Origin of the sequence: Paractinoplanes hotanensis (assembly GCF_023717965.1) — a bacterium.
In the GTDB taxonomy this organism is placed as follows: domain Bacteria; phylum Actinomycetota; class Actinomycetes; order Mycobacteriales; family Micromonosporaceae; genus Actinoplanes; species Actinoplanes polyasparticus.
Window position 1 is genome coordinate 54,176 of record NZ_JAMQOL010000052.1, and the last position, 26,112, is coordinate 80,287.

The following is a 26,112-nucleotide window of genomic DNA, read 5'->3' on the forward strand; positions in this document are numbered from 1 at the left end:
CCCGCAAGCCACAGCAACCCCGGCTGCGGCGCGGCGGCACGCGCCTTGCCTGGCGACTCGAGTCAGGAAGGGACCACGTGAACCACAGGACCCACAACCATCGAAGAACAGCGATGGGCACGGCTGCTCTTCTGCTCTCCTCCGTCCTCACGGTGGCGCTCGCTCCGGCCACCCCGGCCGCCGCGGTGATCAACCCGGCCGACTTCCAGCAGGTCACCCTGGCCAAGGGTGTCGCCGAGACCGGCGAGCCGATGAGCCTGGCCGTGCTGCCCGACCGGTCGGTGCTGCACACCGCCCGCAACGGCACGCTGCGGCGCACCGATGCGGCGGGCAACACCGCGGTCATCGCCAACATCCCCGTCTACACCCACGACGAAGAGGGTCTGCAGGGCGTCGCGGCCGACCCCGGCTTCGCCACGAACCGGCAGATCTACCTCTTCTACGCCCCGCCGCTGAGCACCCCGGCGGGCGACGCCCCGGCCACCGGCACGGCGGCGAACTGGGCCACCTGGGCCGGCGTCAACCGGCTGTCGCGGTTCACCCTCAACGCCGACTTCTCGGTCAACATGGGCAGCCAGGTCAACGTGCTCGACGTCCCGACCGACCGCGGCCAGTGCTGCCACGTCGGCGGCGACATGGACTTCGACGCCGCCGGCAACCTCTACATCTCGACCGGCGACGACTCCAACCCGTTCGACTCGGCCGGCTACTCCCCGATCGACGAGCGCACCAATCGCAACCCGGTCTACGACGCTCAGCGCAGCGCGGGCAACACCAACGACCTGCGCGGCAAGCTGCTGCGGATCAAGGTGAACGCCAACGGGACGTACTCGATCCCCGCGGGCAACCTGTTCGCGCCGGGCACGGCGAACACCCGGCCCGAGATCTACGCGATGGGCTTCCGCAACCCGTTCCGGATCAGCGTCGACAAGGCCACCGGCGTCGTCTATGTCGGCGACTACGGACCGGACTCGGGCACCACGTCGTCCACCCGCGGCCCGTCCGGGCAGGTCGAGTTCAACCGGGTCACCGCGCCCGGCAACTTCGGCTGGCCCTACTGCACGGGCACGAACACCAGCACCGAGACGTACAACGAGTGGAACTTCGCGACCAACGCGACCGGCCCCAAGTACAACTGCGCCGGCGGCCCGACCAACAACTCGTTCCGCAACACCGGCCTGAGCACCCTGCCGCCGGCCCAGCCGGCCTGGATCCGCTACGCGGGCGACGCCGGCACCCCGCCGGAGTTCGGCGGCGGCTCCGAGTCGCCGATGGGCGGCCCGGTCTACCGCTACAGCGCGAGCAACCCCTCCACCACCAAGTTCCCGCAGGTCTTCGACGGCAACTTCTTCGCCGGCGAGCTCGGCCGGGGCTGGATCAAGCCGATCGTGGTCAACGCCAACGGCACACGCGGCGCGATCGACACGTTCCCGTGGAACGGCAAGCAGGTCATGGACATGGCGTTCGGGCCCGACGGCGCGCTCTACGTCCTCGACTACGGCACCGGCTACTTCAACGGGGACGCCAACTCGGCGCTCTACCGCTACGACTACGTCGCCGGCGGCAACCGCGCGCCGACGGCCCAGGCGAGCGCGACGCCGACCTCCGGCTCCGCGCCCCTGGCGGTCACGTTCTCGTCGGCCGGCAGCAGCGACCCCGAGGGTGGGGCGCTGACCTACTCGTGGGCGTTCGGCGACGGCACCACGTCCACGGCGGCCAACCCGGCCAAGACGTACAGCGCCAACGGCTCGTACACGGTGACCTTGACCGTTCGTGACCCGCAGGGCGCGACCGGCACGTCGAGCGTGACCGTCACGGTCGGCAACACCGCGCCCAACGTCACCATCAACGCCCCGGCCGCGGGCCAGCTCGCCTCGTTCGGCGACAGCATCCCGTGGAGCGTCACGGTCACCGACCCCGAGGACGGCGCGATCGACTGCTCGAAGGTGACCATGGCGTACGTGCTCGGCCACGACCAGCACGGTCACCAGATCACGTCGCAGACCGGCTGCTCGGGCACGATCACCATCCCCACCGACGGGGAGCACGACGACGCCGCGAACATCTTCCCGATCTTCGACGCCTCCTACACCGACAAGGGTGGGCTGGTCGGCAACGCCCAGCACATCCTGGCCCCCCGCAAGCGCCAGGCCGAGCACTACAGGACGTCGCAGGGCATCGCCAAGATGTCCAAGACGACGGCCGAGGGCGGGCAGACCGTCGGTGACATCAACAACGGCGACTGGATCCAGTTCGACCCGTACAAGCTGAACAACGCGACGTCGTTCACCGCCCGGGTGTCCTCGGCCGGCATCGGCGGCACGCTCCAGCTGCGTACGGGCTCGGCGACCGGCACGGTCATCGGGTCGGCCACGGTCGCCCCGACCGGGTCGTGGGACACGTTCGTCAACGTCACCGGGGCGATCAGCGGGGCGCCGGCCGGCACCACGTCGCTCTACCTCACGTTCGCCGGCGGCGCCACGGGCGCGCTGTTCGATCTGGACAGCTTCTCGTTCGCCACCGGGGCGGCGCAGAGCCTGCTCTCGCTCAACAAGACGGCCACGGCCTCGAGCGTCGAGAACGCCACCTACCCGGCGTCGGCGGCGGTCGACGCGAGCGCGACGACCCGCTGGTCGAGCGCACACTCGGATCCCCAGTGGATCCAGGTCGACCTGGGCGCGACGTACAACATCTCCCGCGTACGCCTGCAGTGGGAGACCGCCTACGGGTCGGCGTACCAGATCCAGACCTCGACGAACGGCACCACGTGGACCACCGCCCGGTCGGTCACCGGCGGCAACGGCGGCGAGGACGACAACACGGGTCTGAGCGCACAGGCCAGACACGTCCGCATCAACGGCACCACCCGGGCCACGGCGTGGGGCTACTCCCTCTTCCATTTCGAGGTGTACGGCAGCTGATCCTTCCCCGTTAGGAGTGGGCGCCCGTTCCCCCAAGCGGGCGCCCACTCTCCCCGAGCACAGGAGGTTTCATGCGCAAGCTGATAGCCGGCACGGCGGCCATGGTCGCCCTCGCCGCCTGCACGTTCACGGCGTCCCCGGCGATAGCAGCGGATGCCCCGTACGACGTCCTTGTCTTCTCGAAGACAGCCGGGTTCCGCCACGACGCGATCCCGGTCGGCATCCAGACGATCCGCGATCTGGGCGCCGCCAACAACTTCACGGTCACCGCCACCGAGGACGCCAACGCGTTCACGACGGCCAACCTCGCCCAGTACGAGACGGTGGTCTTCCTCAACACCACCGGCGACGTGCTCAACGCCACGCAGCAAACGGCTTTCGAGTCGTACGTGCGGGGTGGCGGAGGGTATGCCGGGGTGCACGCGGCGGCCGACACCGAGTACGACTGGCCCTTCTACGGCAACCTCGTCGGCGCGTACTTCCACTCGCACCCGGCTATCCAGACGGTCACCGCCCGGGTGCAGAACCGGGCACACCCGAGCAGCGCGCACCTGCCCCAGTCGTGGACGCGCAGCGACGAGCTGTACAACTACCGGACCAACCCCCGCAGCGGCGCGGCCGTGCTGGCCACGCTGGACGAGTCGACGTACTCCGGCGGCAACATGGGCGCCGACCACCCGATCTCGTGGTGCAAGACCGTCGACAGCGGACGGTCCTGGTACACCGGCTTCGGGCACACCCAGGCCTCGTACGCCGAAGCGAACTTCCGCAGCCACCTGCTGGGCGGAATCCGTTACGCGGCCAACCGGGCCAAGGCCGACTGCCGGCCCGAGACCGGCTACACCGCGATCTACAACGGCAGCACCACCGGCTGGACGCAAGCCGGGCCGGGCAGCTTCACCAACAGCGACGCCACGCTGAGCTCGACCGGCGGCATGGGTCTCTACTGGTACTCGGCCAAGCAGTTCACGTCGTACTCGCTGAAGGCCGACTGGCGGCTCACCGGCGACAGCAACTCGGGCATCTTCGTCGGCTTCCCCAACCCGAACAACGACCCGTGGGTCGCCGTCAACCAGGGCTACGAGGTGCAGATCGACGCCACCGACGCGGTCGACCGCACCACCGGCGCCATCTACACGTTCAAGTCGGCCGACGTCGCCGCCCGCGACGCCGCGCTCAACCCGGCCGGCGAGTGGAACAGCTACGAGCTGCTCGTCGAGGGCCAGCGCATCCGGGTCTACCTGAACGGCAAGCTGGTCAACGACTTCACCAACACCGACCCGGCCCGTAACCTGGACGGCTACATCGGCATCCAGAACCACGGCGCCGGCGACCAGGCCGCCTTCCGCAACATCCGGGTCAAGGAGCTCACCGGGCAGCCGCCGGTGACGAACCTGGCCCAGGGCAAGGCGGCCACGGCCTCCAGCGTCGAGAACGCCAGCTACCCGGCCGCCAACGCGGTGGACGCCTCGACGAGCACCCGCTGGTCGAGCGCGTTCGGCGACCCGCAGTGGGTCCAGGTCGACCTGGGCGCTACCTACAACATCTCCCGCGTACGCCTTCTCTGGGAGGCCGCCTACGGGTCGGCGTACCAGATCCAGACCTCGGCCAACGGCAGCACCTGGACCACCGCGCGGTCGGTGACCGGGGGCAACGGCGGCGAGGACGATCTCACCGGGCTCAACGCACAGGCCCGGTACGTCAGGGTGCTCGGCACCACCCGGGCCACCCAGTGGGGTTACTCCCTTTTCACCTTCGAGGTCTACGGCAACTAGCACCAACCGAAAGGGGTTCGGATGACGACCGGCGTGTGGTTGATCGGAGCACGAGGATCTGTGGCAGTGACCAGCATGGTCGGGGCCACCGCACTACGCGCCGGGCTCGCCGAGCCGCTCGGTTGCGTCACCGAGCTGCCGGAGCTGGCCGGCCCGGCCCTGCCGGGCCTGGCCGAGCTGGCCTTCGGCGGGCACGACATCAGCGACATCACCCTCGAGAAGAAGGTCGAGAACCTGGTCGCCGCCGGCGTGCTTCCCGCACGCCCGGCGGCAGCCGTGGCCGACCAGCTGGCCGGGCTGCAGCGCGAGCTGCGGCCCGTGCCGTCGGCCGAGACCCAGCTCGAGGTCGCGCGGCTGATCGCCCAGGACATCGACGACTTCCGGCGGCGGCGCGGCCTGGAACGGGTCGTGGTCGTCAACGTCTCGTCCACCGAGCCGATCTTCCCGGCCGGGCCGGAGCACGAGACGCTGGCGGCGCTCGAGACGGCCCTGGCGACCGGCGGGCAGGTGCTGCCGCCGAGCTCGCTCTACGCCTACGCCGCCTTCACCGCGGGCTGCTCCTACGTGGACTTCACGCCCTCGACCGGCGCCCGGCTGCCGGCTCTGCGCGAGCTGGCCGACCGGGAGGGGCTGCCGTACGCGGGTCACGACGGCAAGACCGGCGAGACGCTGGTCAAATCGGTGCTGGCGCCCATGTTCGCGATGCGGCATCTGCGCGTACGCACCTGGTCCGGCACGAACCTGCTGGGCGGCGGCGACGGCGCCAACCTGGCCGACCCGGCCGCCAACGCCGCCAAGGCCACCAGCAAGCAGCGGGTGCTGGCCGAAACCCTCGGCTACCAGCCGCAGGGCACGAGCCACATCGAGTACGTCGACGACATCGGCGACTTCAAGACCGCGTGGGACCTGATCACGTTCAGCGGCTTCCTCGGCACCCAGATGCGGATGGAGTTCTCGTGGCACGGCTGTGACTCGGCCCTGGCCGCGCCGCTCGTGCTCGACCTGGCCCGGCTCACCGCGGCCGCGCACGCCGCCGGCCGGGGCGGGGCGCTGACCGACCTGGCGTTCTTCTTCAAGGATCCGATCGGCGAGGTGCCGCACGCGCTGGCCGAGCAGTGGGCGGCGCTGGTCGGCTTCGTACGGGGGCTCCATGCGCCTGCGTGACCTGGCCGAGCTGGTCCGGGCGCCGGCTGCGCTGTCCGTCCCCGGCGACACGGTGGCCGGGGCGGCGGCAGCCGGCGGGCTGGGCCGGTCGACACCGGGGCTGGCGGCGGCGTCGGTGTGTCTCTACTGGGGCGGGATGGCCGCCAACGACTGGGCCGACCGTGAACTGGACGCCCACGAACGGCCCGGACGGCCGATCCCATCGGGGCGGGTGCGGCCCGGGCAGGCGCTGCTCACTGCGGCCGGGCTGACCGCGGCCGGGGTCGGACTGGCCGCGCTGGCCGGCGGGAAGCGGGCCGCGGCGGTGGCTGTGCCGCTGGCGGCGGCGGTCTGGGCGTACGACCTGTGGGCCAAGAACACTGCGGTCGGGCCGCCGATGATGGCCGTCTGCCGGGGACTGGACGTGCTGCTCGGCGCAACCGGGGGCGACTTGCGGCGGGCCGTGCCGTCGGCGTTGACGGTGGCCGCCCATACGTACACGGTGACTGCGCTGTCACGACACGAGGTTTCGGGGGCGACGCCGGCTCTGCCGTTGAGCACGCTGGCCGGCACGGCGGGGCTGGCTGCGGCCGTGACAGCGGCCGCGTCACGTGCTGGTCAGGCCGGAGTTGATCACGCCCGAGCCCACCACGGAGCCCACCCTCCCAAGGGGGAGCCCCCTCGGACATTATCGCCGGAGAACGGTCGGTTTCGCGCAGCCGCCTGTGGACAACGCCGAACTGTGGATAACGCCCGAACTCTCGCCACCGGGGCGCTGGCCGCCTGGTACCTGGCCGGATACGGCCGCGCCCAGCTCCGCGCCGCCGCCGATCCCTCCGCCGGCCGGATCCGGGCCGCCGTCGGCGCGGGCATCACGGATCTGCCCCGACTGCAGGGCGCTCTGGCCGCCAAGTCCGGCTCCCCCGCGTACGGCCTCGGACTCGCTCTCGTCGCGCCGCTGGCCCGGCGCCTGGCGCGAAAGGTGTCGCCCACATGAGATTCGGTTACGGCACGAACGGTTTCACCAACCACCGCCTGTCCGAGGCCTTCGCCGTCATCGCCGACCTCGGCTACGACGGCGTCGCGCTGACCCTCGACACCAACCACCTCGACCCGTTCGGCCCCGACCTGGCCCGCCGGACTACCGAGGTCGCGGCCGAGCTCGGCCGGCGAAACCTGGCCGTGGTCATCGAGACCGGCGCCCGCTACCTGCTCGACCCGTGGCGCAAGCACTCCCCCACCCTGATGGACGACGACCCGGAGAAGCGTCTCGAATACCTGCGCCGGGCGGTGCGGGTGGGAGCCGATCTGGGCGCCGAGGCCGTCTCGTTCTGGGCCGGGATCGGGGCGCCGGAGCGCTGGGAGCGGCTGGTCGACAGGACGCGGCAGGTCGTCGATTTCGCGGCCGAGAACCAGGTCACGCTGGGCTTCGAGCCGGAGCCGGGCATGCTCGTCAACGACATCGCGGACTGGCGCCGGCTGTATGACGACCTGCGGAAGCCGGCCAACTTCGGCATCACCCTCGACATCGGACACTGCCGCTGCCTGGAGGACCTGTCGGTGGCCGATTGTGTCACCGCGGTGGCCGATCACCTCGTCAACGTGCAGATCGACGACATGCGGCGCGGGGTGCACGAGCATCTCGAGTTCGGCACCGGTGAGATCGACTTCCCGCCCGTGCTCGCGGCGCTCGAAGCGAACTACCACGGGCTCGTCTCGGTCGAACTGCCCCGCCACTCGCACGCGGCGCCGACGATCGCCGCGCAGTCCCTGGACTTCCTGCGCGACGCCGCCAAAGAGGCAGGAGATCGTGGATGACCACCTTGGATGAGCTACGCACCTTCCTGAAAGTCGACGATTTCCAGCCGGCCGACGTGCCGGCCCTGTTTCCGGCGGCGGGCCGTCGCTACGGACGTGAGCCGCTCACCGAGGGGTGGGCGACCGACGAGGCAGCCCGCGCGCTGATGCTGGCTGCGGTGCCGCCGGCCGAGATCCACGAGATCTACCGGTACGGGGACACGGCCGAGAAGCTGGCCGTGCTGAAGGCGCTGCCGCTGCTGCCGATCGGTGACAGCGCCGTTCCGCTGCTCGAGGACGCGCTGCGCACCAACGACACCCGGCTGGTGGCGGCGGCGCTGGGACCGTACGCGGACCGGCTCAGCCAAGAGGCGTGGCGCCAGGCCGTGCTCAAGTGCGTGTTCATGGGCGTACCGCTCAGCAGCGTGCACCGGCTGCACGAACGCGCCGACTCCGAACTGGGCGCGATGCTGCGCGCCTTCGCCCACGAACGTCACGCCGCGGGCCGCGACATGCCGCCCGACGCGACCGCCCTGCTCGATCGGCTCCAGGAGGACTGATGCGCATCTTCGATCCGCACATCCACATGACGTCGCGCACCACCGACGACTACCAGCGGATGGCCGAGGCCGGGGTGCGGGCCGTGGTGGAGCCGGCGTTCTGGCTCGGCCAGCCGCGCACCAACCCGGGCTCGTTCACCGACTACTTCGACTCGCTGATCGGCTGGGAGCCGTTCCGCGCCTCGCAGTTCGGCATCCGGCACCACGCCACGATCGCGCTGAACCCCAAGGAGGCCAACGATCCGCGCTGCCGTCCGGTGCTCGACCTGCTGCCGCGCTATCTGGCCAAGGACGGCGTGGTGGCGGTGGGCGAGATCGGGTACGACTCGATGACGCCGGCCGAGGACGAGGTGTTCGCGGCGCAGCTGGCCCTGGCCCTCGATCACGAGCTGCCGGCGCTGGTGCACACCCCGCACCGGGACAAGGCGCGCGGCACCAGGCGCAGCATCGACGTGGTGCAGGAGTCGGGCATCGACCCGGGCCGGGTGCTGCTCGACCACCTCAACGAGGTGACCGTGGCCGCCGCCCTGGAAGCGGGGCTGTGGGCCGGCTTCTCCATCTATCCCGACACGAAGATGTCACCGGACCGGATGGTGGCGATCCTGCGCGAGTACGGCGTCGAGCGGGTGCTGGTCAACTCGGCGGCCGACTGGGGCAAGTCGGATCCGTTGCTCACCGTGCGCACGGCCGAGGCGATGCTGGCCGGCGGCTTCGACAAGGACGACGTCGACCGGGTGCTGTGGCGCAACCCGGTCGAGTTCTACGGGCAGTCGGGGCGGCTCGACCTCACGGACCTCGCCGAGGCCGGGGCCACGTTCGCCGGCAACTCGATCCTGCGCGGAGGCAGCTGATGCATCTGAGCTACTGCACCAACGTGCACCCGGCCGAGGATCTGGCCGGGATCATCGAGCAGCTCGACACGTACGCCGAGCCGATCCGGCAACGGCTCGGGGCCGACGTGCTCGGGCTCGGGCTGTGGCTGGCCGCACCGGTCGCCGCCGCCCTGGCCGACGACCCGGCGCTGCGCCGGGGGCTGCGGGCCGAACTCGACGCGCGCGGGCTGGAAGTGGTCACCCTCAACGGATTCCCGTACGAGGCGTTCCAGGCGCCGGTGGTCAAGCACGCGGTCTACTACCCGGACTGGACCTCACGCGACCGCCTCGACTACACGCTCGACCTGGCCCGGGTGCTCAGTGATCTGATGCCGGAGACGGCGGCGTACGGGTCGATCTCGACGCTGCCGCTGGCCTGGCGCACCCCTTGGGACAAGTCCCGCGAGTCGGTCGCCCGGCAGCACCTCGACGAGCTCGCGCACGGGCTCGAGAAGATCGCCGCGGAGACCGGTCGGACGATCCGGGTCGGCTTCGAGCCGGAGCCGGGCTGCGTCATCGAGAACACCACTCAGGCCGCCGATCTGCTGAGGAACGTCGACACCCGGTGGCTGGGCGTCTGCCTCGACCTGGCCCACCTGGCCTGCGCGTGGGAGCAGCCGGCGGAGGCGCTCGACCGGCTGGCGGCGGCCGGGGTGCCGGTGGTGAAGGTGCAGGTGTCAGCGGCCCTGCAGACGGACGATCCGGTGGCCGCGGCCGAGGTGCTGCGGGCGTACGTGGAACCGCGCTTCCTGCACCAGACGCGCACCTCGCTCGGCGGGGCGACCGACGACCTCGACCTGGCGCTGCGGGAGCAACTGCCCGGGCCGTGGCGCATCCACTACCACGTACCGCTGCACGCGCTGCCCGAACCGCCGTTGAGCTCGACCGTTCCGGTGCTGCGCAACGCCATCCACGAACTGCTCGCCCGCACCGACTGCGAGCACTACGACGTCGAAACGTACACCTGGGGGGTGTTGCCGGTGTCCCAGCGACCGACCGATGCAGCGGGGCTGGTGGGCGGGATCGCGGCCGAGCTGGCCTTCGCCCGCGACCTGCTGGCGGCGGAGGTGACCGCGCGATGACACAGCTGCTGGTGCTGGACGTCGTCGGGCTCACGCCGCGGCTCCTCGAACACATGCCCCGCCTGCGGGCGCTGGCGTCCCGCGGCTTCCAGGCTCAGCTCGGCACGGTGCTGCCGGCCGTCACCTGCTCCGCGCAGTCCACTTTCCTCACCGGCGATCTGCCGTCCGGGCACGGGATCGTCGGCAACGGCTGGTACTTCCGCGAGCTGGGTGAGGTGTTCCTCTGGCGGCAGCACAACGCGCTGGTCGGCGGCGAGAAGATCTGGGACGCGGCCCGCAAGGTCACGCCCGGCTACACCGTGGCCAACGTGTGCTGGTGGTACGCGATGGGCGCGCAGGTCGACTGGACCATCACGCCGCGGCCGATCTACCGGGCGGACGGGCGGAAGGAGCCGGACTGCTACACGTACCCGCCCGAACTGCACGACGAGCTGCCGACGTTCCCGCTCTTCACCTACTGGGGGCCGGGCGCGGGCATGCCGTCGTCGCAGTGGATCGTGAACGCGTCCCTGCACCTGCTCGACACCCGCCGGCCCGACCTCACCCTGGTCTACATCCCGCATCTCGACTACGACCTTCAGCGGTACGGGCCGTCGTCGCCCCAGGCGGCCGCGGCGGCCGCGGCCCTCGACGAGGTGCTGGCGCCGCTGCTCGACCGGACGGATGTCACGGTGGTCGCGCTGTCCGAGTACGGGATCACCGACGTCAGCAAGCCGGTCGACATCAACCGGATGCTGCGGGCCGAGGGCCTCCTCGAGGTCTACACGCAGGACGGGATGGAGTACCTCGACCCGTGGGTGTCGCGGGCCTTCGCCGTGTCCGACCACCAGGTGGCCCACGTCTACGTCCGCGATCCGGCCGATGTGGCCGCCGTGACCAAGTTGTGCGAGGCGCTGCCGGGCGTGGCCGAGGTGCTGGACGAGACCGGCAAGACCGAGTACGGCCTGAACCACGACCGGGCCGGGGAACTCGTGCTCGTCGCCGATCCGGACGCCTGGTTCACCTACTACTACTGGCTCGACGACGCGCGGGCGCCGGACTTCGCGCGCTCGGTCGAGATCCATCGGAAGCCCGGGTACGACCCGGCCGAGCTGCTCTTCGACCCGGCCGACCCGGCGGCGGCCAAGCGCCGGGCGATCACGGCCGTGGCCCGCAAGAAGCTGGGGCTGCGCTACGTGATGAGCCCGGTCGGCCTCGACGCGGGCGCGCGGGCCATCCGCGGCTCGCACGGGCGGTTGCCCGACGACGCGGCGGACGCTCCGGTGCTGCTGTGTTCCGATCCTTCCGCCGTACGGATGAGAATTGAGGCCACCGAGGTCAAGGCCCTGCTTCTCGGTCTGGCGGGGTTGTCATGACCCTCGAGGCGACCCGCCCGCCGGCCGCCGCCGACCTGCGCCAGCGCTTCGACACCGCGCTCGCGTCCTTCATCGACCGGCAGGACCCGGCCTGGCCCGACGGCGCCCCCCGCGGCGCGCTCGACAGCCTGCGCCGGTTCGTGCTGGCCGGCGGCAAGAGGCTGCGGCCGACGTTCTGCTACTGGGGCTGGCGCGGTGGCGGCGGCGAGGACTGCGACGAGGTCGTCAACGCGGCGGCTGCGCTGGAGCTGTTCCACGCGTTCGCGCTCATCCACGACGACATCATCGACGGCAGCGACCGGCGCCGGGGCCAGCCGTCGATGCACCGCTTCTTCGCCACCGTGCACCACCGGCGTTCGTGGCGCGGCGACTCGCTGGCCTTCGGCCGCAACACGGCCCTGCTCTGCGGCGACCTGTGCGCGGCGTGGGCCGAGCAGATGTTCCACGAGTGCGGCCTGCCCCCGAAACAGATCCACCAGGGCTACGCGGCGTTCGCCCTCATGCGGACCGAGGTGATCGCCGGGCAGTACCTCGATCTGGTGTCCGGGGTGGGCGACGGCTCGGTGGCGAGCGCGCTGACCGTGATCCGGATGAAGTCGGCCCGCTACACGGTGACCCGGCCGTTGCAGATCGGCGCCTGGCTGGCCGGCGCGCCGCGCCCGCTGTACGCGGCGTTCACCGACTTCGGCGACCCCTTGGGCGACGCGTTCCAGCTGCGCGACGACGTCCTGGGCGTCTTCGGCGACCCCACCGTCACCGGCAAGTCCACGTTGGACGACCTGCGCGAGGGCAAGCCCACGGTGATGATGGCCCTGGCCCGTGCCGCCGCCTCCCGCGACCAGGCGGCCCGGCTTGCCACCCTCTTCGGCAACCCCGACCTGGACGCCGCCGGCGCCGAACAGCTGCGGGCCATCATCGTCGAGACGGGAGCCCTCGACCAGATAGAACAGATGATCCGGGTACGAGCCGACGCCGCCCTGACCGCCCTGGCATCCGCCCCGCTGCCGCCCTTCGTCCGAACCGCCCTCACCGACCTGGCCACCGCAGCCGTCGACCGATCCAACTGACTGTCAGGGGCTGCCGCCGGCCGGGGACGGGAGAGATTCACCTGCAGTGATGCGATGATCACTCTATGACGGAGCACGCGGCGCGGCGGGTGGTGGCCGGGCTGAGTTGTGCCGAGTGGCATCCGGGGGCGACGGCCACCGTGCTGGCCCTGCACGGGTTGACCGGCACCTCGCAGGTCTGGGCGGCGCTCGCCGGTGCCGTGCCGTGCTACCGGGTGGTGGCTCCGGATCTGCCCGGGCGGGGCGGCTCGTTGCATACCTCCGCCGGGGCCGGGCTGGCCGGGCACGCCGCGGCAGTGGTGGCGCTCGCGGACGACCTCGGGCTGAGCGATGTCACCCTCGTGGGGCATTCGATGGGGGCGTTTCTGGCGCCCCTGGTCGCGGCGGGACTGGGGGAACGGGTTCGCAAGGTGGTGCTGGCCGACGGGGGCGTGCCGCCCGATCCGTCACTCCTGCTGTCACGGCCGGTCGTGCGGGCGATCTTCACCGTGCAGGGGCTGCTGCTGCGACGGCGGTGGCGCAGCGCGGAGGCGTTCCTGGCGGTCGCCGAGGGCAAGGCTGTGCGGGGACGGCCCGAGTTGCGGCCGGTGGTGCGGGGATGGGCCGCCTATCTGCTCGATGGCAACGGGCGGGCTCGGGTCGACCGGCGGCGGCTCGTCGCCGATGCGGTGGACAGCCTGACCGGCGCGGCGACGCTTCCGGCCGTACGGGACATGAGCGTCCCTGTGCGTCTGCTGGCGGCGAGCCACGGAGCCCACGACGGTGCTGTGCCTTTTCTCAGCGACGCGGCGCTGGCAGGGGCGGCGGCATTGCTGCCCCGGCTGATCAGCGAGCGCGTCGAAGCCAACCACGTCACGCTCCTGGCCGATCCGCGGCTGGCCGCCGCCGTCAGGTCAGATCCAGTGTGAACTCGGCCCGGTCGACCTTGCCCGCCACCTGGAACTCGAGGAACGCGCGGTAGCGGCCGGCGCCGGGCACCGAGACGTTGAAGCGGATCGCGCCGTCGGCCAGCTCGGGGTCGGGGTGCACGTGGACGTAGCCGAGGTCGCCCTCGCGCAGCACAACCAGATGGCCGTAGGCGCCCAGATAGCGTTCGAGCGTCGCCGGGCCGGGTGCGCCGGAGCGGGCGACCCGGAACGAGATCGGGACGGTCGAACCGGTCTTGGGGGCGCCCTCCATGGTGACCGTGAACGGACCGGCATCGGCCTGAGTCGCAGCGGGCGGCAACGCGGTCTCGGTGGTGGCGCCGGGCACGTAATGGTCGACGCCCAGCACCAGCGGGGTGGTGGCGCCGCCGGCGGTGGCCACGGTGAAGTCGGCGAAGATCCGGTAGGCGCCCGAGCGGGGCAGCGCCAGCGGCACCGACCACAGGCCGTCGGGTGACATCGTGGGGTGCAGGTGCTGGAAGCCGGCCAGGTCGCGGCCGGCGACGACGAGGTGCAGCGGCTTGTCGTGCACGACGGCGAAGCGGGTGGCCGGCTGGCGGTCGGCGCCGACGATGCGGAAGGCGTAGTCGACCGCGCGGCCCGCGGGCTGCGAGCGCCGCACCGGCTGGAGGGTGTAGCCGCCCGCGCTGACCGTGGTTCCGGCGGCCTCCACTGTGGCTGGCCCACCGTCGCCGCCGCTGTGCTGGTGTCCCGCCATGGTTTGCGCCGCGGGGGCCACCGGCTTCGGCGCGGCCGCGGTCTGCTGCGGTGCGGCGGTCGAGCGGCCCAGCGCGTAACCGCCGATCAGCGCCACAACGACAGCGCCGACCGCGATCGGCACCACGGGAACCGAACCGGGAGCGCCTTTAGCCGTGCTGCCCTTCGCAGCACTGCCCTTTGGCGCACTGCCCTTTCGCGGGGCGCCGGCAGGCGTACGCCGTCGCCAGGCGACAACCGCGGCCACCGCGGCCAAGGAGACCGCCACCCCGCCGATCCACCCGAGCCAGTTGGTGCCGCCATCCTCTTCCGTCGGCGCGGCCGCCGGTGCAGCGGCAGCGGTTGCGCTCGGTGCGACGGAAGCGGCGCCGCCGGTCAGCGCCGGATCGGCCTGACTGGTCGGCGGCGTCCACCCGGCCGGGGCCGGCGTGACGGGCCCGGTGTACTTGAAGTTCACCGTCCCGTGCACGCTGTCGCCGTCCGACGCCTTCGACTGATAGTCGACCTTGTACTCCCCCGTCACCGGCAGGTGGGCGATGCGAACCCGGGCCGGGAAGCCGGTCGTGTACTGCCGGGGCTCGAACTTCCCACCCTCCATGAAGTACTCGGTGACCGGCTTGTCCAGCGGTCGCGGCCCGGCGTGCTCCCACCCGTTGTCGACGCGGCCGCCGTTGGGGGCGGTGACGGTGAAGTACGCGTTGTCCGGCACCTTCTCGGTGAAGAACAGCTCCACGCTCATCAGCGGCGAGCTCACCGTCGAACCGCTGACCGGGTTCGACATGGCAAGCGTGCCGTGCGCGGAGGCCGGCGACGGCACGGCGAACACGACGGCGAGGACCGCGGCGGAAGCGAGGACAACTCGGTGGAAGAGTCCCATCGCACCATCCTCGGAGAACGGAAGCTTTAGTCAAGACATCGAGATCTTTTTATTCGCCAGACCGAAGTTCTGCCCGGGCCGACGTCGCCGCCCCGATCGTGCACCGGGTGAGCCGCCCGGCCCGCGTGATCGTCAACGAGCTTCAGGTCCGGCCGGTGATCCAGGCCGAGCCGCCAGGACACCTAGGCAGCGACCCGCCGCCCCGCCGCGGCCGGTCGGTAGTCGGCCAGCATCGCCGCCGGCATCGGCCGGCCGTAGTGGAAACCCTGGGCGTAGCGGTAGCCCAGCCGCTGCAGCTCGGCTGCCTGCTCGGCGGTCTCGACGCCCTCGGCCACCGCCCGCAGGCCGAGGCCCTCGCAGATGCCGATCAGCGCGGCCACCACCACCGCCTGCGGGCCGCCGGCGGTGACGTCGTCGACGAACGACTTGTCGACCTTCAGGACGTCGGCGGGGCAGGTGCGCAGCAGGCCGAGTGACGAGTGGCCGGTGCCGAAGTCGTCCAGGGCGATCTTCACGCCCAGCGCGGCGATCGCCCGCAGCTCGGTCAGGGCGGTGCCGCCGTCGAACACCGCTGTCTCGGTGACCTCCACGGTCAGCACCTCGGGCGGCAGGCCGGTGCGGCACAGCACCGCGGCCACGTCGTCGGCGAAGCCGGCCTCGCGCAGCTGCCGGGCCGACACGTTCACCGTGACGGTTGTCGGGGCGGCCGCTCCCATCTCGCTGCGCCAGGTCACCGCCTGGCGGCAGGCCTCCTCGAGGACCCAGGCGCCCAGCGGAACGATCAGTCCGGTGCGTTCGGCGGCCGGGATGAACACGTCGGGGCCGATCGGGCCGCGTTCGGGGTGCCGCCAGCGCAGCAGGGCCTCGACGCCGAACAACTCGCCGCCCGGCATCGTCACGATCGGCTGGTAGAGCAGGGTGAGCTGCTCGGTGTCGAGGGCGGTCCGCAGGTCGGCGGCGAGGCGGGACTGCTCGGCGGTGCGCTGGTCCATCGCGGTCGCGTACGTGACCTGGCGGCCCTTGCCCTGGCCCTTGGCCTCGTACATGGCCACGTCGGCGCGGCGCAGCATCTCGTCGGCGCTGTCGCCCTCGCGGGCCGGGGCCAGGCCGATGCTCGCCTCGACCACCAGCTCGTGGCCGCCCGCGCGCACCGGGCGGCGCAGGCGGCAGGCGATGGCGCCCAGGGTGCGGGCGGCGTCGCCGCGCAGCAGCAGCGCGTACTCGTCGCCGCCCAGCCGGGCCGCCACGCCGCCGGCCGGAAGCTCGTTCTCGATCGTGGCCGCGACGGCCGTGAGCAGTTCGTCGCCGACCGCGTGGCCGAGGTCGTCGTTGATCGCCTTGAAGTCGTCCAGGTCGATCAGGGCGACGCTCACGTCGGCCGGGTCGTCGGCCAGCGCGGCGGTGATCTCCCGGGTGAGCACGGTGCGGTTGGCCAGCCCGGTCAGGGCGTCGTGGCCGGCCTGATGGACCAGTTCGCGCTGCCGGGCGTCCAGGTCGTCGAGCAGCCGGCTGTTGTCGCGCAGGGCGACCAGTTGCCGGGTCGCGACGAGCAGGGTGACGGTGACCGAGCCGATCGCGATCGCGAGCTGGTCGGCCGAGTGCTCGACCGCGCTCGAGAGCAACAGCGCGCCGGTGGCCAGCACGGCCGCGTACGGCATGTGGCTGAGCCGGCGCATCGGCGGGCGCGGCAGCGGACGGCCGACCCGGGTGGCCCGGATCTGGCGGTCGGCGGCCAGGCAGAGGCACAGGCTGCAGGCCGGCAGCAGCACGTGCGCGGTGTTCAGGTACGGCTTGTCGGCCAGCAGCGGCGCGAACGCTCCGCCGCCGGCCCCGATCGCGCCGGTCAGCGCCAGCAGGTGCAGGGCACGGCGGTCGATCGGCCCGGTGCCGGTGAAGGCCACCTTGACGAACGCGAAGATGCAGATCACGCCCGCGGCCAGGACGATCAGCACCGAGGCCGAGTCGGCGAATCCGCCGCCCAGCCACTGCTGCCAGCGCGGGTACGCCAGGTGCCAGGTGAACGTCAGGACGGTGACCAGCACGGTCGCGATGTCCAGGCCGAACCGGGTCCACTCGATGCCCGACCGCCGGGCGCCGGGAATCCGCAGCAGCCCCAGCAGGAACACGGCCAGGCCGGTCACGTACACGGCCGCGGTGACGCCGCTGATGTGCTGCCCCTGCTGGGCGCCGGTCAGATAGTCGTACGCGTTCGAACCCGCGCCCAGACCGATCAGCACGATGCCCGCCGAGGCGTACCGCCAATAGCTGCGACCCTCGCCCGACGCCCGCCACGAGGCCCGGGCGGCCAGCGGCACCGCGACGAGCAGCGGCAGCCAGCCCAGCACGGTCGGGGCCTTGTGCAGCAACCCCACGACGAACCACAGGCAGGCGAGGACGAGGACCACGGCCGCGACGACGACCGTACGGGTCAGGCGGAACGGCGGAACCATCGCCGCCGCCATGCCACGATTCCTCTCCACATCGATCCCATCGGCTCGCCACCGCCACGGATGAGGAAGATCGCGGTGCTGCCCGGGCCACAGGGTAAACCCCCTGGCCGGGCAGCGCGAGGGACGAAAGGACGATCAAAGGAACCGGAACCAGCCGGGCTCGGGCACGAGGCGGGGATCCGGCGAACCACGCCCGGCACGACAGGAGCGGCATCGGTCGACGTCGAGGTTTTCCGAAACTTCCCGTTCACCACCAGAACGTCGGCATGCACGGCAGGATGAAACTGAAGACTCGCCGGAAAAGGAGATTGTGGAGACGCACAGAATCGAGCATGATACGCGGGATTCGCACCTCCTGCACCCAGCACGCGAGAAATAGCCCCAGGGCGCATTTTTTGCGGGGAAAAGGCTGAACCCTCTCCTCCAGGACGAGAAGGTCTGGTCTGGTGCAAGCCGTTTGCACGCGACTAGCCCCGACATGAGGCCGCCCATGATCAAGCGCACCAGCGCTGCCGATACGCAGACCGAGATGATCGACTTAGCCGGATACAGCCTCGGTGACCTGCGGAACGACCGGAGCCACGAGCTGGCCGAGGCCGTTCGGGTGGTGCTGCGCCAAGTGGCCCGTCCTCGCGCCAATCTGGGCGGTGGCAGTCCGCCGGGCCGGGCCGACTGACTCCATACTGGCCCGGCTCGACCACAGCAGACCGAGGAGCATCCGATCGCCGTGTCCCCCGCGCAGATCGAGGATCACCCGCACCACACCCTCCCCGACGCCGACTTCCAGGCGCTCGCGTCCGGCGGTGGTTCCCCGCAGGTTGTCGCGAAGCTGAGGCGGGCCGAGCACAGCCGCCGCCTCATCATGTTGCGCGCCCTCTTCGACGCGTCACGTGACGTCGCCCCGATCGGCGAGGCGTGGGCGGCACTGGAGCGCGCCGAGAAACAGGACGCGTTCGCGGTCGCCACGATCCTCATGCATCCGCAGGTCGGCGCCTGGCTCTCGTACACCTTGCGGCGTCACGAGGGCGGCGCGACGAGCACGGCGCCCGACGACCACGACTTCCTCCAGCTGAACGCGGTGGCCATCGCGGCGTCGGCCGCGACGGGTCAGGCCTACCGCGCCACCGTCCCGCTCCGGGACGGCCGCGCGCTCATCCCGCAGTTCGGCATGGCCGTTTTCGCCGACTGTCCACAATGGGACGTGGCCGAGGCCGGCACCGAGGACGGCCACCTCTGGCTGCGCCACGGCGACCAGCTCGTCGACGTGCCGCCGGGCGCGGGCGACCGCAACGACTGGTGGCCCTTGCGCCGCCTGACCGTCGGGGACGACGTTCGCCTCACCGTCTGGCTCGACGACCTCGATCCGATGCGAGACCTGGCCGACCCGGTGCCGCCGAGGCGACTGTCCCCCACCGATTTCCAGCGGTGGGCCAATCTGCTGGACGGCGCGTGGGCCATTCTTGTCGCCGACCACCGCCCGCTGGCCGAGGCGATCGCCGCCGGCGTCACCTCGCTGGCGCCGCTGCCGGCCGGTTCGGGCTGGGGCACCCGCAGCGCCTCCACCGGCGACGCCTTCGGTGCGATCATGTGCTCGCCGCCGCCGGACGCGGTGACCCTTGCCGTGTCACTCGCCCACGAATTCACGCACATCAAACTCGGCGGGCTGATGCATTTGCACACCCTGACCGAGGGCCCGGGTCAACCGTGCCTGCACGCGCCGTGGAGAGACGACCCGCGCCCGGCCGGCGGCCTATTGCAAGGCATCTATGCCTTCATGGCGATCGCCGATTTCTGGCGCCGCCAGCCATCGAGGCGCGACGATCTCATTACCGATTTCGAATACGCCTACGCGCACGCCCAGACGGCCGAGGCGCTCACCATCGCCCTGCGGGACGGCAACCTCACCGAGCGCGGCCGCGCCTTCGCCGAGGGCATCGGCGAGGCGATGCGCGACTGGCCCGACGACGTCGACCCGCGGGCCCGCGCCATGGCCCGGCTGGTGGCCGACGCCCATCGGGCGGGCTGGCGGGCCCGGCACTGCCACCCCCGCCCCGAGGATGTCATCGCCCTGACCCGGGCCCTGGCCGACGGAGATTCCGGGCCGATCGCGATCGGCCCGTCCGAGGTGCGCCCGGACCCGGAGATGCGGCAGTGGTCGGCGGCCCGGCTCGGCCTGGCCCGCCGGTGGCTGCTCGCCCCGGAGAGGCACGCCGAGGCGCGGACCGAGGACTGGGGCGCCCGGCTGACCGTCGCCGACCTCGCGCTCTTCGCCGGCGAGCACGACAAGGCGGCCGCGGCCTTCCGCGACGAGATCACCGAGGATCCCGAGTCCGTCGACGCCTGGACCGGCCTCGGCCTGGCCCTGGGTGACCCCGCTCTGCTCCGTCGACCCGAACTGGTGATAGCCGTTCACCGCGCGAGCGAATTCAACCATTCCCCGCTCGCGGTGGCAGGCCTGGTCGGAGCCCACCTTCCCGCATAGCTCGTCCCGCGTCCACAATGATCACCCGGCCCGTGAATGACATTCACGTGTAAGTGCGTGTCTGTACGCCGCCAATGGTGTCGGTGATACTGATTCTCCGAGGCGGATTTCCCGCACTCGTGATGTCAGTCGCCTTCGATCATTGCGGCGGGACGGAGCGGGCGTGTCGAAAAGGGAAGACGTCGCAGCACCGGCCGTGCAGCCGCACGAGGTCACGTTCGGCATCATGACCGCGCTGCCGGTCGAGCTGGGCGCGCTCATCGAGATCGTGGACGACGTCCGGACGTACAAGGACTACGACGATCCCAACGACTACCGCCTCGGCCGGATCCCCAGCGGCCTGCCCGGGCAGTTCCACTCGGTCGTCCTGCTGATGCCGCCCCGTGACGGCACCCAACTGGCCGCGACCTGCTGCGCCCACATGCTGCGGACGTTCCCGAACATCCAGACCGTCATCATGACCGGCATCGCCGGCGGCATCCCCCGCCCGCGCCAGCCCGGCAAGCACGTGCGGCTGGGCGACATCGTGGTCGCTCACGAGGGCATCGTCAACTACGGCAACGTACGCCGGGAGGACGGCTCGGCCCGGCTACGGGGCCGGCAGGGCGCCGGTCTCATCGCCCCGCGACTACTCCAGGCCATGAACGAGCTCAGGATGGCCGCCTTCGACGGCGACCGCCGGTGGGAGCGCTGGCTCGACCCCGCTCGTTCCGCGAAGTTCCCGCGCCCCCGGCGCGAGACCGATGTGCTCTACACCCGCGGTCTCGTCACCGAGCATCCGCCGCTGCCCGACAGCGACACACCGGAGGACATGCCCCGGGTCCATTACGGTGTCATCGGCTCGGCCGACACCCTGATGGCCGACGAGGTCTTCCGCGACGCGCTGGCCGACGAGTTCCCCGACATGTTCGCGGTCGAGATGGAAGGGAGCGGCGTCGCCGCCGGCACCAGCCTGATCGGCAAGGACTGGTTCATGGTGCGTGGCGTGGCCGACTACAGCGAACGCACCGGCAAACAGGACACCTGGCACCGGTACGCGTCGTACGCCGCCGCCGCGTACGTCCGCGTGCTGCTCGAGACAGCGCCGCCGGTGAACGACACCGCCCGTCCGCAGAAGCTGTCCTCCCGGCCGTTGGTCGGCGCCGACGACCAGAAGGCGCTCGACGCGATCCTCCGCGATGTTCCGTCCGATCTGGACATCGAACCGGTCTGGCAGCAGACGATGCGGTCCGATGTGGCGCCCGACGCGGAACAGTCCCCGGCGGAACCGCCCAACGCGCCGGCCGAGGCCTTCCACCGACTGGCGGGCCGCAACGCCGGAGCCTCCGGCCTCAACCCGGCCATTGCCTTCCTCGCGCGTCTCGGCGAGGTCCTCCGTCTCTTCGACGCCGACCTGGCCCACCGGCTCGACACCTGGATCACCGGCTACACCAAGAACGCGGGCGTGGGCGAGGCTCTGCGTGAACGGCTGCGATCGGGGTCCGACGGCGGGCCGGCCGGTCCCGTCGCCGGACCCGCCTTGGTGATCGAAATGGAAGTGTGCGGCATCGACCGTGAGGAGATCCGGGTCACCTCCCGGATCCAGGACAGGGCGGGTCCATGGCATCCGCGGCCGTTGCGCGTGGAGCGGGTGCGCAGACAGCAGATCGAGGACGAGGTCAGCGAGAGCATCGCCCGCGCCGAGCAGGAGTGGGCCCGGCTGCGCACGGCCGGCGAGGCCGACATCGAGTTCGTGCTGCCCTGCGGACTGATGAATCTGCCGGTCCAGTGGTACCGGGCGTTGCGCATGGGCGTCCCGCGGCCGATCGGGGTCCGCTACCCCGTGGCCGTCCGCAGCCAGGAACGCATGCGCGAGAGCAGCGTACGGCGTGAGTGGGCCACCCGCTGGAGTCACCTCGACCGTGATCCGTTCGACGGCCAGGTGCAGTGGGGCACCCGCTACCAGTCGCCCCCGGCCAGTCTGAACTGGTGGTCGTCCGGCCTCAGCGGCGACAACCGCTACGTGGTCGTGGTGCTGAGCGAGTCGCCGGACACGGAACTCGGCCTGCGTGAACTGTTCGCCGCCCTGGAGGCCGGCGTGCCGGTGATCCTGTGGGATCAGCGGTCGCCGCATCAGGGCGCCGGCGCCACCGACGAGATGCGCCGGCTGGCCTCGGCGCCGCCGGATCTTCCGGCACGGATGCGAGCCCTCCGCGTCGACGCGGCCCAGCACGACGCGGATCCCCATCACTCCGGGCGGTCGGTGGCGCTGCTGTGGGACGACCCGAACCGTGTGGTGGGAGCCGGAGGTGAGGGGTCTTGACCGGTGCGCACGATTTCGACGGTCACCCGGTGACCGCTCTGCCCGACCGCGACGACCTCGCCGCCGGGCTGCGGCGTTTCGTCGAGCACGCGCCGACCCTGGCCCTGATCGTCGATGACAGCCCGTCGATGCGCGTGTGGGCGCCCACCGTCACCGCGTTCCGGGAGCTGGCCTCGACCGTGTTCACGGCGGTCGACGCGCACCCGCTGAGCGGCTACCGGGGGCCCGGGGAGCCCGCCCTGCCCGAGGGCCGGCTCACGATCGTGCTGACCGACGGCCTGGACGCGTTCTGGGCCCAGCGCGAGGCCGGGGTGCTGCTCCGGGCGTGGGGTCAGGCCGCGCCGGTGGCCATCGTGAACCCGTACCCCCAGGAGCGCTGGCATCGCACCAACCTCGCGCCGAGGCTGCTGCAACTCTCGGCGGCCCACGCGATGGCCACCAATGCCGAACTGCGCATCCGGGAGCCCCAGGAGTGGACCAACCCGTTCGACCAGCCCCGCCACGAGTCGGCGATCGCCGTGCCGCTGCTCGAGCTGACCCCGCGCTGGCTGGAGTGGTGGGCGTCGCTGGTGGCCGGCCCGTCCGACGGCTGGCTCGAGGCGGTGGCGTACGTGGCCGACCCGGACCGCTCCCCCGGCCCGGCGCGGCGGGGTGCGCCCGAGGCCCCACCGCCGACCACCGATCCGCAGGACCTGGTGTTCCAGTTCCGGGCCGAGTCCTCGCCGCAGGCATTCCGGCTGGCCACCTTGGCCGCGTCGGCCCCGCTCGACCTGGAGGCGCTGCGTGTCGTGCAGGGGGTGCTGCTGCCCGGGTCACAGCCGGTGCATCTGGCCGAGGTGGTGACCAGCCCCCTGCTGGTGCGCTCAGGACCGGGGCGCGACCTGGAGTTCCGGTCCGGCATCCGGGAGGCGTTGCTGGCCTTCGCCGGCCGGGACGAGACCGTGCACGTGGTCGAGATCGTGGCCGACTTCTACGGTGACCGGGAACCGGCGGCCGGCCGCCTGCTGGGCGTGCTGGCTGAGCCGGGCACACGGCACGATACTGAGGTGACGGCGACGTCCCTGCCGTTCGCGCGGATCGAGCTCGCTGTGCTGCGGGCGCTGTCCGGGCCCTACGCACCGCGGGCCGGCCGGCTGAAGCAGGCGATCGACCGGCATCCCGCCGCAGGAGAACCGGAGGTGAGTGTCGTGGCCTCGACACCGGGTCTGCCCGGATCGGGCGCTTGGTCGTCCTCGTCGCGGCAGCCGGGACCGACGGCGATCGCCGCGTCGATCAATTCGTTGCTGCGCCCGGAGACCGACGCGGTCATCTGGGGAAACGTCCCGCCGCGCAACGGTGACTTCACCGGACGCGAACAGCTTCTCGACGTCCTTGATCGCCAGCTTCGCGACCAGCGCTTCGCGGCCGTCCTGCCCCAGGCTCTGCACGGCATGGGCGGCGTGGGCAAGTCGCAGATCGCGACCGAGTACGCGTACCGTCACCGATCCGATTTCGACGTCGTCTGGTTCGTGCCGTCGGAGCAGCCGAGCCAGATCCTGCGAGCGCTCAGGGATCTCGGCGTCAAACTCGAGCTCGGTCTCGGACCGGACACGCAAAGCGCGGTCCAAGCAGTCCTGAACGCCCTCGAGGTGGGGGCGCCGTACTCGAACTGGCTCCTCATCTTCGACAACGCCGAGAGCATCGACACGGTCCGGCCCTACCTTCCGCAGCGCGGCACGGGCAAGGTTCTGATCACGTCGCGCAACGAGGACTGGACGACCGACGTAGCGGATCCGGTGAAGATCGGCGTCTTCCACCGGGACGAGAGCATCGCCCTGCTGCGTAAGCGGAATCCCGCGATGAACGTCGAGGACGCGGACCGCCTGGCCGGGGCGCTCGACGATCTGCCGTTGGCGATCGGCCAAGCGGCATCGTGGTTGGCCACGACCGAGATGCCCGTCACCGATTACCTGAGCTTGCTGCTGGAGAAGAGGGCGGAGCTCGACGAACTGGCCCACCGGGAGGATTACGAGGTCGCGGTGGCCGCCGCCTGGACGGTGGCGCTGGAGCGGCTGGGCCAGGAGAACCCGGTTGCCCTTCAGCTGTTGCAGGCCTGCTCGTTCATGGCGCCGGAGCCGATCTCGCTCGAGCTCTTCCTCACGCCACCCAAGGTCAACATCGCGCCCGAGATGGACGCGACGCTGCAGAACCCGAGCCGGTTGAACCGGGCGCTCCGGCAGATCGAACGGTACGGCCTCGCGCGCACCGACTACCGCGAACAGACAATTCAGCTGCACCGGCTGGTGCGCAACGTCGTGATCGATCAACTGTCCGAGGCCGAGCAGGACGACATGCGGCACGCCGCCCACCTGCTGCTCGCCGGCGGCAACCCGGGCAATCCCGCCGGAGCCGAGCAGTGGCCGCGCTACCACGCCCTCCTGCCGCACGTTCTCGCTTCGAACATCGTCGACTGTGAGGCCGAGTGGGCCCGCCAGCTTGCCGTCGACATCATCGCCTTCTTCTTCTGGTGGGGCGATCAGCGCGGCTGCCGCGAATACGCGGTCCAGGTGGTCGAGCGTTGGAGCACCATGCTGACCCCGGAGGATCCCCAGATTCTCAAGGCGGCGCGGTGGCTGGCCTTCGTCGAACGCCAGCTCGGCAACTTCGCGGCCAGCGCCGCCATCAACGCCGACTGCTTCAACAAGCTGAAGGCGTCCGTCGGCCACGACGACGAGGAGACCCTGGACGCGATGATGCTGGTCGCCGACGACCGACGGGCGGCCGGCGACTTCCCCGGAGCGGTTCAGCTGGCCACGGAGGCCTTCGCCATCTCCCAGCGCGTCTTCGGCCCCGACTACCCTCACACCCTGTCGACGGCCCATACCCTGGGGGCGAGCCTGCGCGCCGCCGGTGACTTCCGGACCGCGCTGGACCAGGACATGGACACGGTGCGGCGGCGCATCGACGTGCTCGGCCCCGACCATCCACTCACCCTGTTCACCCAGAACGGCCTCACCCTCGACCTGCGGGAGGCCGGCGAATACGTGGAGGCGAACAAGCAACAGGAACTGCTGTACGACCGGACCCAGCGCGCTCTCGGCCCCGGTCATCAGAACACGCTGCTGGCGGCGCGCAATCTGGCCGTGGCCCGGCGCCGCGCGGGCAACCACGCGGCCGCGCGCAAGCTGGCCAAGGACACCATGGACGTGCTGCGCACCCGGGCCGGCGAGCTGAGCCCCGAGGCGATCGCGTGCGCCTTGAACTACGCCGTCGACCTGCGCGAGAACGACCAGCTGGTGGAGTCGAAGGAGCTCGCGGAGCGGACGTGGCACGAATATCAGGACACGCTGCAGGCGGACCATCCGTACACCCTCTACGCCCGCACCAATCTCGGTATCGTGCTGCGGCTGCTGGGCGAGGTCGACGCCGCCCGCGAGCATGACACGGCGGCATACTCCGCGTTGCTGGCGGGCCTTGGACCGGATCATGTGCTGACGCTGACCTGCGCCACCAACCTCGCCAGCGACCTGGCCGCGGCCGGCGACCACGCGGCTGCCCTGGATCTCGACGGCGAAACGCTCGAACGGTCCGAGCGGGTGCTGGGCCCCGAGCACCCGTCGACGCTGGCCTGTTCACTGAACTACGCCTTCGACCTGATCGCGGTCGGCCGCACGGCCGAAGGGCGGCAGCGCTTCGACGCCGTGGTCGACGCCTATCGGCGGGTGCTGGGCCGGGAGCACCCGGCCATCGTCGCCGCTCTGGCCGGGCAACGAGCCAACTGCGACGTCGACCCGATGCCGATCTGAT

Annotated in this window: 17 protein-coding genes; 15 read left to right on the forward strand and 2 right to left on the reverse strand. The window is 71.3% G+C overall.

Annotated elements, in window-relative coordinates; genetic code table 11:
• The first annotated feature begins 113 nt into the window (after positions 1-113).
• From LXN57_RS35265 to LXN57_RS35315, 11 genes are all read left to right on the forward strand, one after another.
• Positions 114-2,921 carry a PQQ-dependent sugar dehydrogenase gene (locus LXN57_RS35265; RefSeq protein ID WP_251802562.1) on the forward strand — a complete coding sequence of 936 codons (2,808 nt, stop codon included), beginning with the start codon at positions 114-116 and terminating at the stop codon, positions 2,919-2,921.
• Between the two features lie 71 nt (positions 2,922-2,992).
• Positions 2,993-4,696 carry a ThuA domain-containing protein gene (locus LXN57_RS35270; protein WP_251802563.1) on the forward strand — a complete coding sequence of 568 codons (1,704 nt, stop codon included), beginning with the start codon at positions 2,993-2,995 and terminating at the stop codon, positions 4,694-4,696.
• A gap of 21 nt (positions 4,697-4,717) precedes the next feature.
• The gene (locus LXN57_RS35275; protein WP_221381400.1) at positions 4,718-5,860 is read left to right on the forward strand and encodes an inositol-3-phosphate synthase; all 1,143 of its coding nucleotides are present in this window, start codon (positions 4,718-4,720) and stop codon (positions 5,858-5,860) included.
• Entirely contained in the window at positions 5,847-6,836 is a 990-nt protein-coding gene (locus LXN57_RS35280; protein WP_251802564.1) for an SCO3242 family prenyltransferase, read from the forward strand. Before LXN57_RS35275 ends, LXN57_RS35280 begins: the two co-directional genes overlap by 14 nt.
• Positions 6,833-7,657, forward strand: a complete 825-nt coding sequence (locus LXN57_RS35285) for a sugar phosphate isomerase/epimerase family protein (RefSeq protein ID WP_251802565.1) — start codon at positions 6,833-6,835, stop codon at positions 7,655-7,657. Before LXN57_RS35280 ends, LXN57_RS35285 begins: the two co-directional genes overlap by 4 nt.
• On the forward strand, positions 7,654-8,196 hold the full coding sequence (locus LXN57_RS35290) for an EboA domain-containing protein (RefSeq protein WP_251802566.1): 543 nt from the start codon (positions 7,654-7,656) through the stop codon (positions 8,194-8,196). The genes LXN57_RS35285 and LXN57_RS35290 overlap by 4 nt, the downstream gene beginning before the upstream one ends.
• A complete protein-coding gene (locus LXN57_RS35295) occupies positions 8,196-9,047 on the forward strand; it encodes a TatD family hydrolase (protein ID WP_251802567.1) in 852 nt (283 codons plus the stop codon). The genes LXN57_RS35290 and LXN57_RS35295 overlap by 1 nt, the downstream gene beginning before the upstream one ends.
• The gene (eboE, locus tag LXN57_RS35300) at positions 9,047-10,150 is read left to right on the forward strand and encodes a metabolite traffic protein EboE (protein WP_251802568.1); all 1,104 of its coding nucleotides are present in this window, start codon (positions 9,047-9,049) and stop codon (positions 10,148-10,150) included. Before LXN57_RS35295 ends, eboE begins: the two co-directional genes overlap by 1 nt.
• Positions 10,147-11,505, forward strand: coding sequence for an alkaline phosphatase family protein (locus LXN57_RS35305; protein WP_251802569.1), 1,359 nt, complete (start codon positions 10,147-10,149; stop codon positions 11,503-11,505). The genes eboE and LXN57_RS35305 overlap by 4 nt, the downstream gene beginning before the upstream one ends.
• Positions 11,502-12,572, forward strand: coding sequence for a polyprenyl synthetase family protein (locus LXN57_RS35310; RefSeq protein WP_251802570.1), 1,071 nt, complete (start codon positions 11,502-11,504; stop codon positions 12,570-12,572). The genes LXN57_RS35305 and LXN57_RS35310 overlap by 4 nt, the downstream gene beginning before the upstream one ends.
• 65 nt (positions 12,573-12,637) lie before the next feature.
• Positions 12,638-13,480 (forward strand): alpha/beta hydrolase, encoded by an 843-nt coding sequence (locus tag LXN57_RS35315; protein WP_251802571.1) that lies wholly within the window; start codon positions 12,638-12,640, stop codon positions 13,478-13,480.
• Here LXN57_RS35315 and LXN57_RS35320 read toward each other — a convergent pair.
• Together LXN57_RS35320 and LXN57_RS35325 are read right to left on the reverse strand one after the other, a co-directional pair.
• On the reverse strand, positions 13,461-15,092 hold the full coding sequence (locus LXN57_RS35320; RefSeq protein WP_251802572.1) for a copper resistance CopC family protein: 1,632 nt from the start codon (positions 15,090-15,092) through the stop codon (positions 13,461-13,463). The two genes, LXN57_RS35315 and LXN57_RS35320, sit on opposite strands and share 20 nt — an antisense overlap.
• Before the next feature lie 182 nt (positions 15,093-15,274).
• The gene (locus LXN57_RS35325) at positions 15,275-17,554 is read right to left on the reverse strand and encodes a putative bifunctional diguanylate cyclase/phosphodiesterase (protein ID WP_251802573.1); all 2,280 of its coding nucleotides are present in this window, start codon (positions 17,552-17,554) and stop codon (positions 15,275-15,277) included.
• 478 nt (positions 17,555-18,032) lie between these two features.
• Here LXN57_RS35325 and LXN57_RS35330 point away from each other — a divergent pair, with 478 nt between their 5' ends.
• From LXN57_RS35330 to fxsT, 4 genes are all read left to right on the forward strand, one after another.
• On the forward strand, positions 18,033-18,218 hold the full coding sequence (locus LXN57_RS35330; protein ID WP_251802574.1) for a hypothetical protein: 186 nt from the start codon (positions 18,033-18,035) through the stop codon (positions 18,216-18,218).
• A gap of 51 nt (positions 18,219-18,269) precedes the next feature.
• On the forward strand, positions 18,270-20,024 hold the full coding sequence (locus LXN57_RS35335) for an HEXXH motif domain-containing protein (RefSeq protein WP_251802575.1): 1,755 nt from the start codon (positions 18,270-18,272) through the stop codon (positions 20,022-20,024).
• A 163-nt stretch (positions 20,025-20,187) separates the two neighbouring features.
• Positions 20,188-22,326 (forward strand): VMAP-C domain-containing protein, encoded by a 2,139-nt coding sequence (locus tag LXN57_RS35340; protein WP_251802576.1) that lies wholly within the window; start codon positions 20,188-20,190, stop codon positions 22,324-22,326.
• Positions 22,323-26,111, forward strand: a complete 3,789-nt coding sequence (gene fxsT, locus LXN57_RS35345; RefSeq protein WP_251802577.1) for an FxSxx-COOH system tetratricopeptide repeat protein — start codon at positions 22,323-22,325, stop codon at positions 26,109-26,111. The genes LXN57_RS35340 and fxsT overlap by 4 nt, the downstream gene beginning before the upstream one ends.
• Position 26,112: the final 1 nt, after the last annotated feature.

What these genes read in the sequence shown, in the direction of transcription:
- LXN57_RS35265 (WP_251802562.1), top strand. Translation starts at nt 114, where the DNA reads ATGGGCACGGCTGCTCTTCTGCTCTCCTCCGTCCTCACGGTGGCGCTC.
- LXN57_RS35270 (WP_251802563.1), top strand. Translation starts at nt 2,993, where the DNA reads ATGCGCAAGCTGATAGCCGGCACGGCGGCCATGGTCGCCCTCGCCGCC.
- LXN57_RS35275 (WP_221381400.1), top strand. Translation starts at nt 4,718, where the DNA reads ATGACGACCGGCGTGTGGTTGATCGGAGCACGAGGATCTGTGGCAGTG.
- LXN57_RS35280 (WP_251802564.1), top strand. Translation starts at nt 5,847, where the DNA reads ATGCGCCTGCGTGACCTGGCCGAGCTGGTCCGGGCGCCGGCTGCGCTG.
- LXN57_RS35285 (WP_251802565.1), top strand. Translation starts at nt 6,833, where the DNA reads ATGAGATTCGGTTACGGCACGAACGGTTTCACCAACCACCGCCTGTCC.
- LXN57_RS35290 (WP_251802566.1), top strand. Translation starts at nt 7,654, where the DNA reads ATGACCACCTTGGATGAGCTACGCACCTTCCTGAAAGTCGACGATTTC.
- LXN57_RS35295 (WP_251802567.1), top strand. Translation starts at nt 8,196, where the DNA reads ATGCGCATCTTCGATCCGCACATCCACATGACGTCGCGCACCACCGAC.
- eboE (WP_251802568.1), top strand. Translation starts at nt 9,047, where the DNA reads ATGCATCTGAGCTACTGCACCAACGTGCACCCGGCCGAGGATCTGGCC.
- LXN57_RS35305 (WP_251802569.1), top strand. Translation starts at nt 10,147, where the DNA reads ATGACACAGCTGCTGGTGCTGGACGTCGTCGGGCTCACGCCGCGGCTC.
- LXN57_RS35310 (WP_251802570.1), top strand. Translation starts at nt 11,502, where the DNA reads ATGACCCTCGAGGCGACCCGCCCGCCGGCCGCCGCCGACCTGCGCCAG.
- LXN57_RS35315 (WP_251802571.1), top strand. Translation starts at nt 12,638, where the DNA reads ATGACGGAGCACGCGGCGCGGCGGGTGGTGGCCGGGCTGAGTTGTGCC.
- LXN57_RS35320 (WP_251802572.1), bottom strand. Translation starts at nt 15,092, where the DNA reads ATGGGACTCTTCCACCGAGTTGTCCTCGCTTCCGCCGCGGTCCTCGCC.
- LXN57_RS35325 (WP_251802573.1), bottom strand. Translation starts at nt 17,554, where the DNA reads ATGGCGGCGGCGATGGTTCCGCCGTTCCGCCTGACCCGTACGGTCGTC.
- LXN57_RS35330 (WP_251802574.1), top strand. Translation starts at nt 18,033, where the DNA reads ATGATCAAGCGCACCAGCGCTGCCGATACGCAGACCGAGATGATCGAC.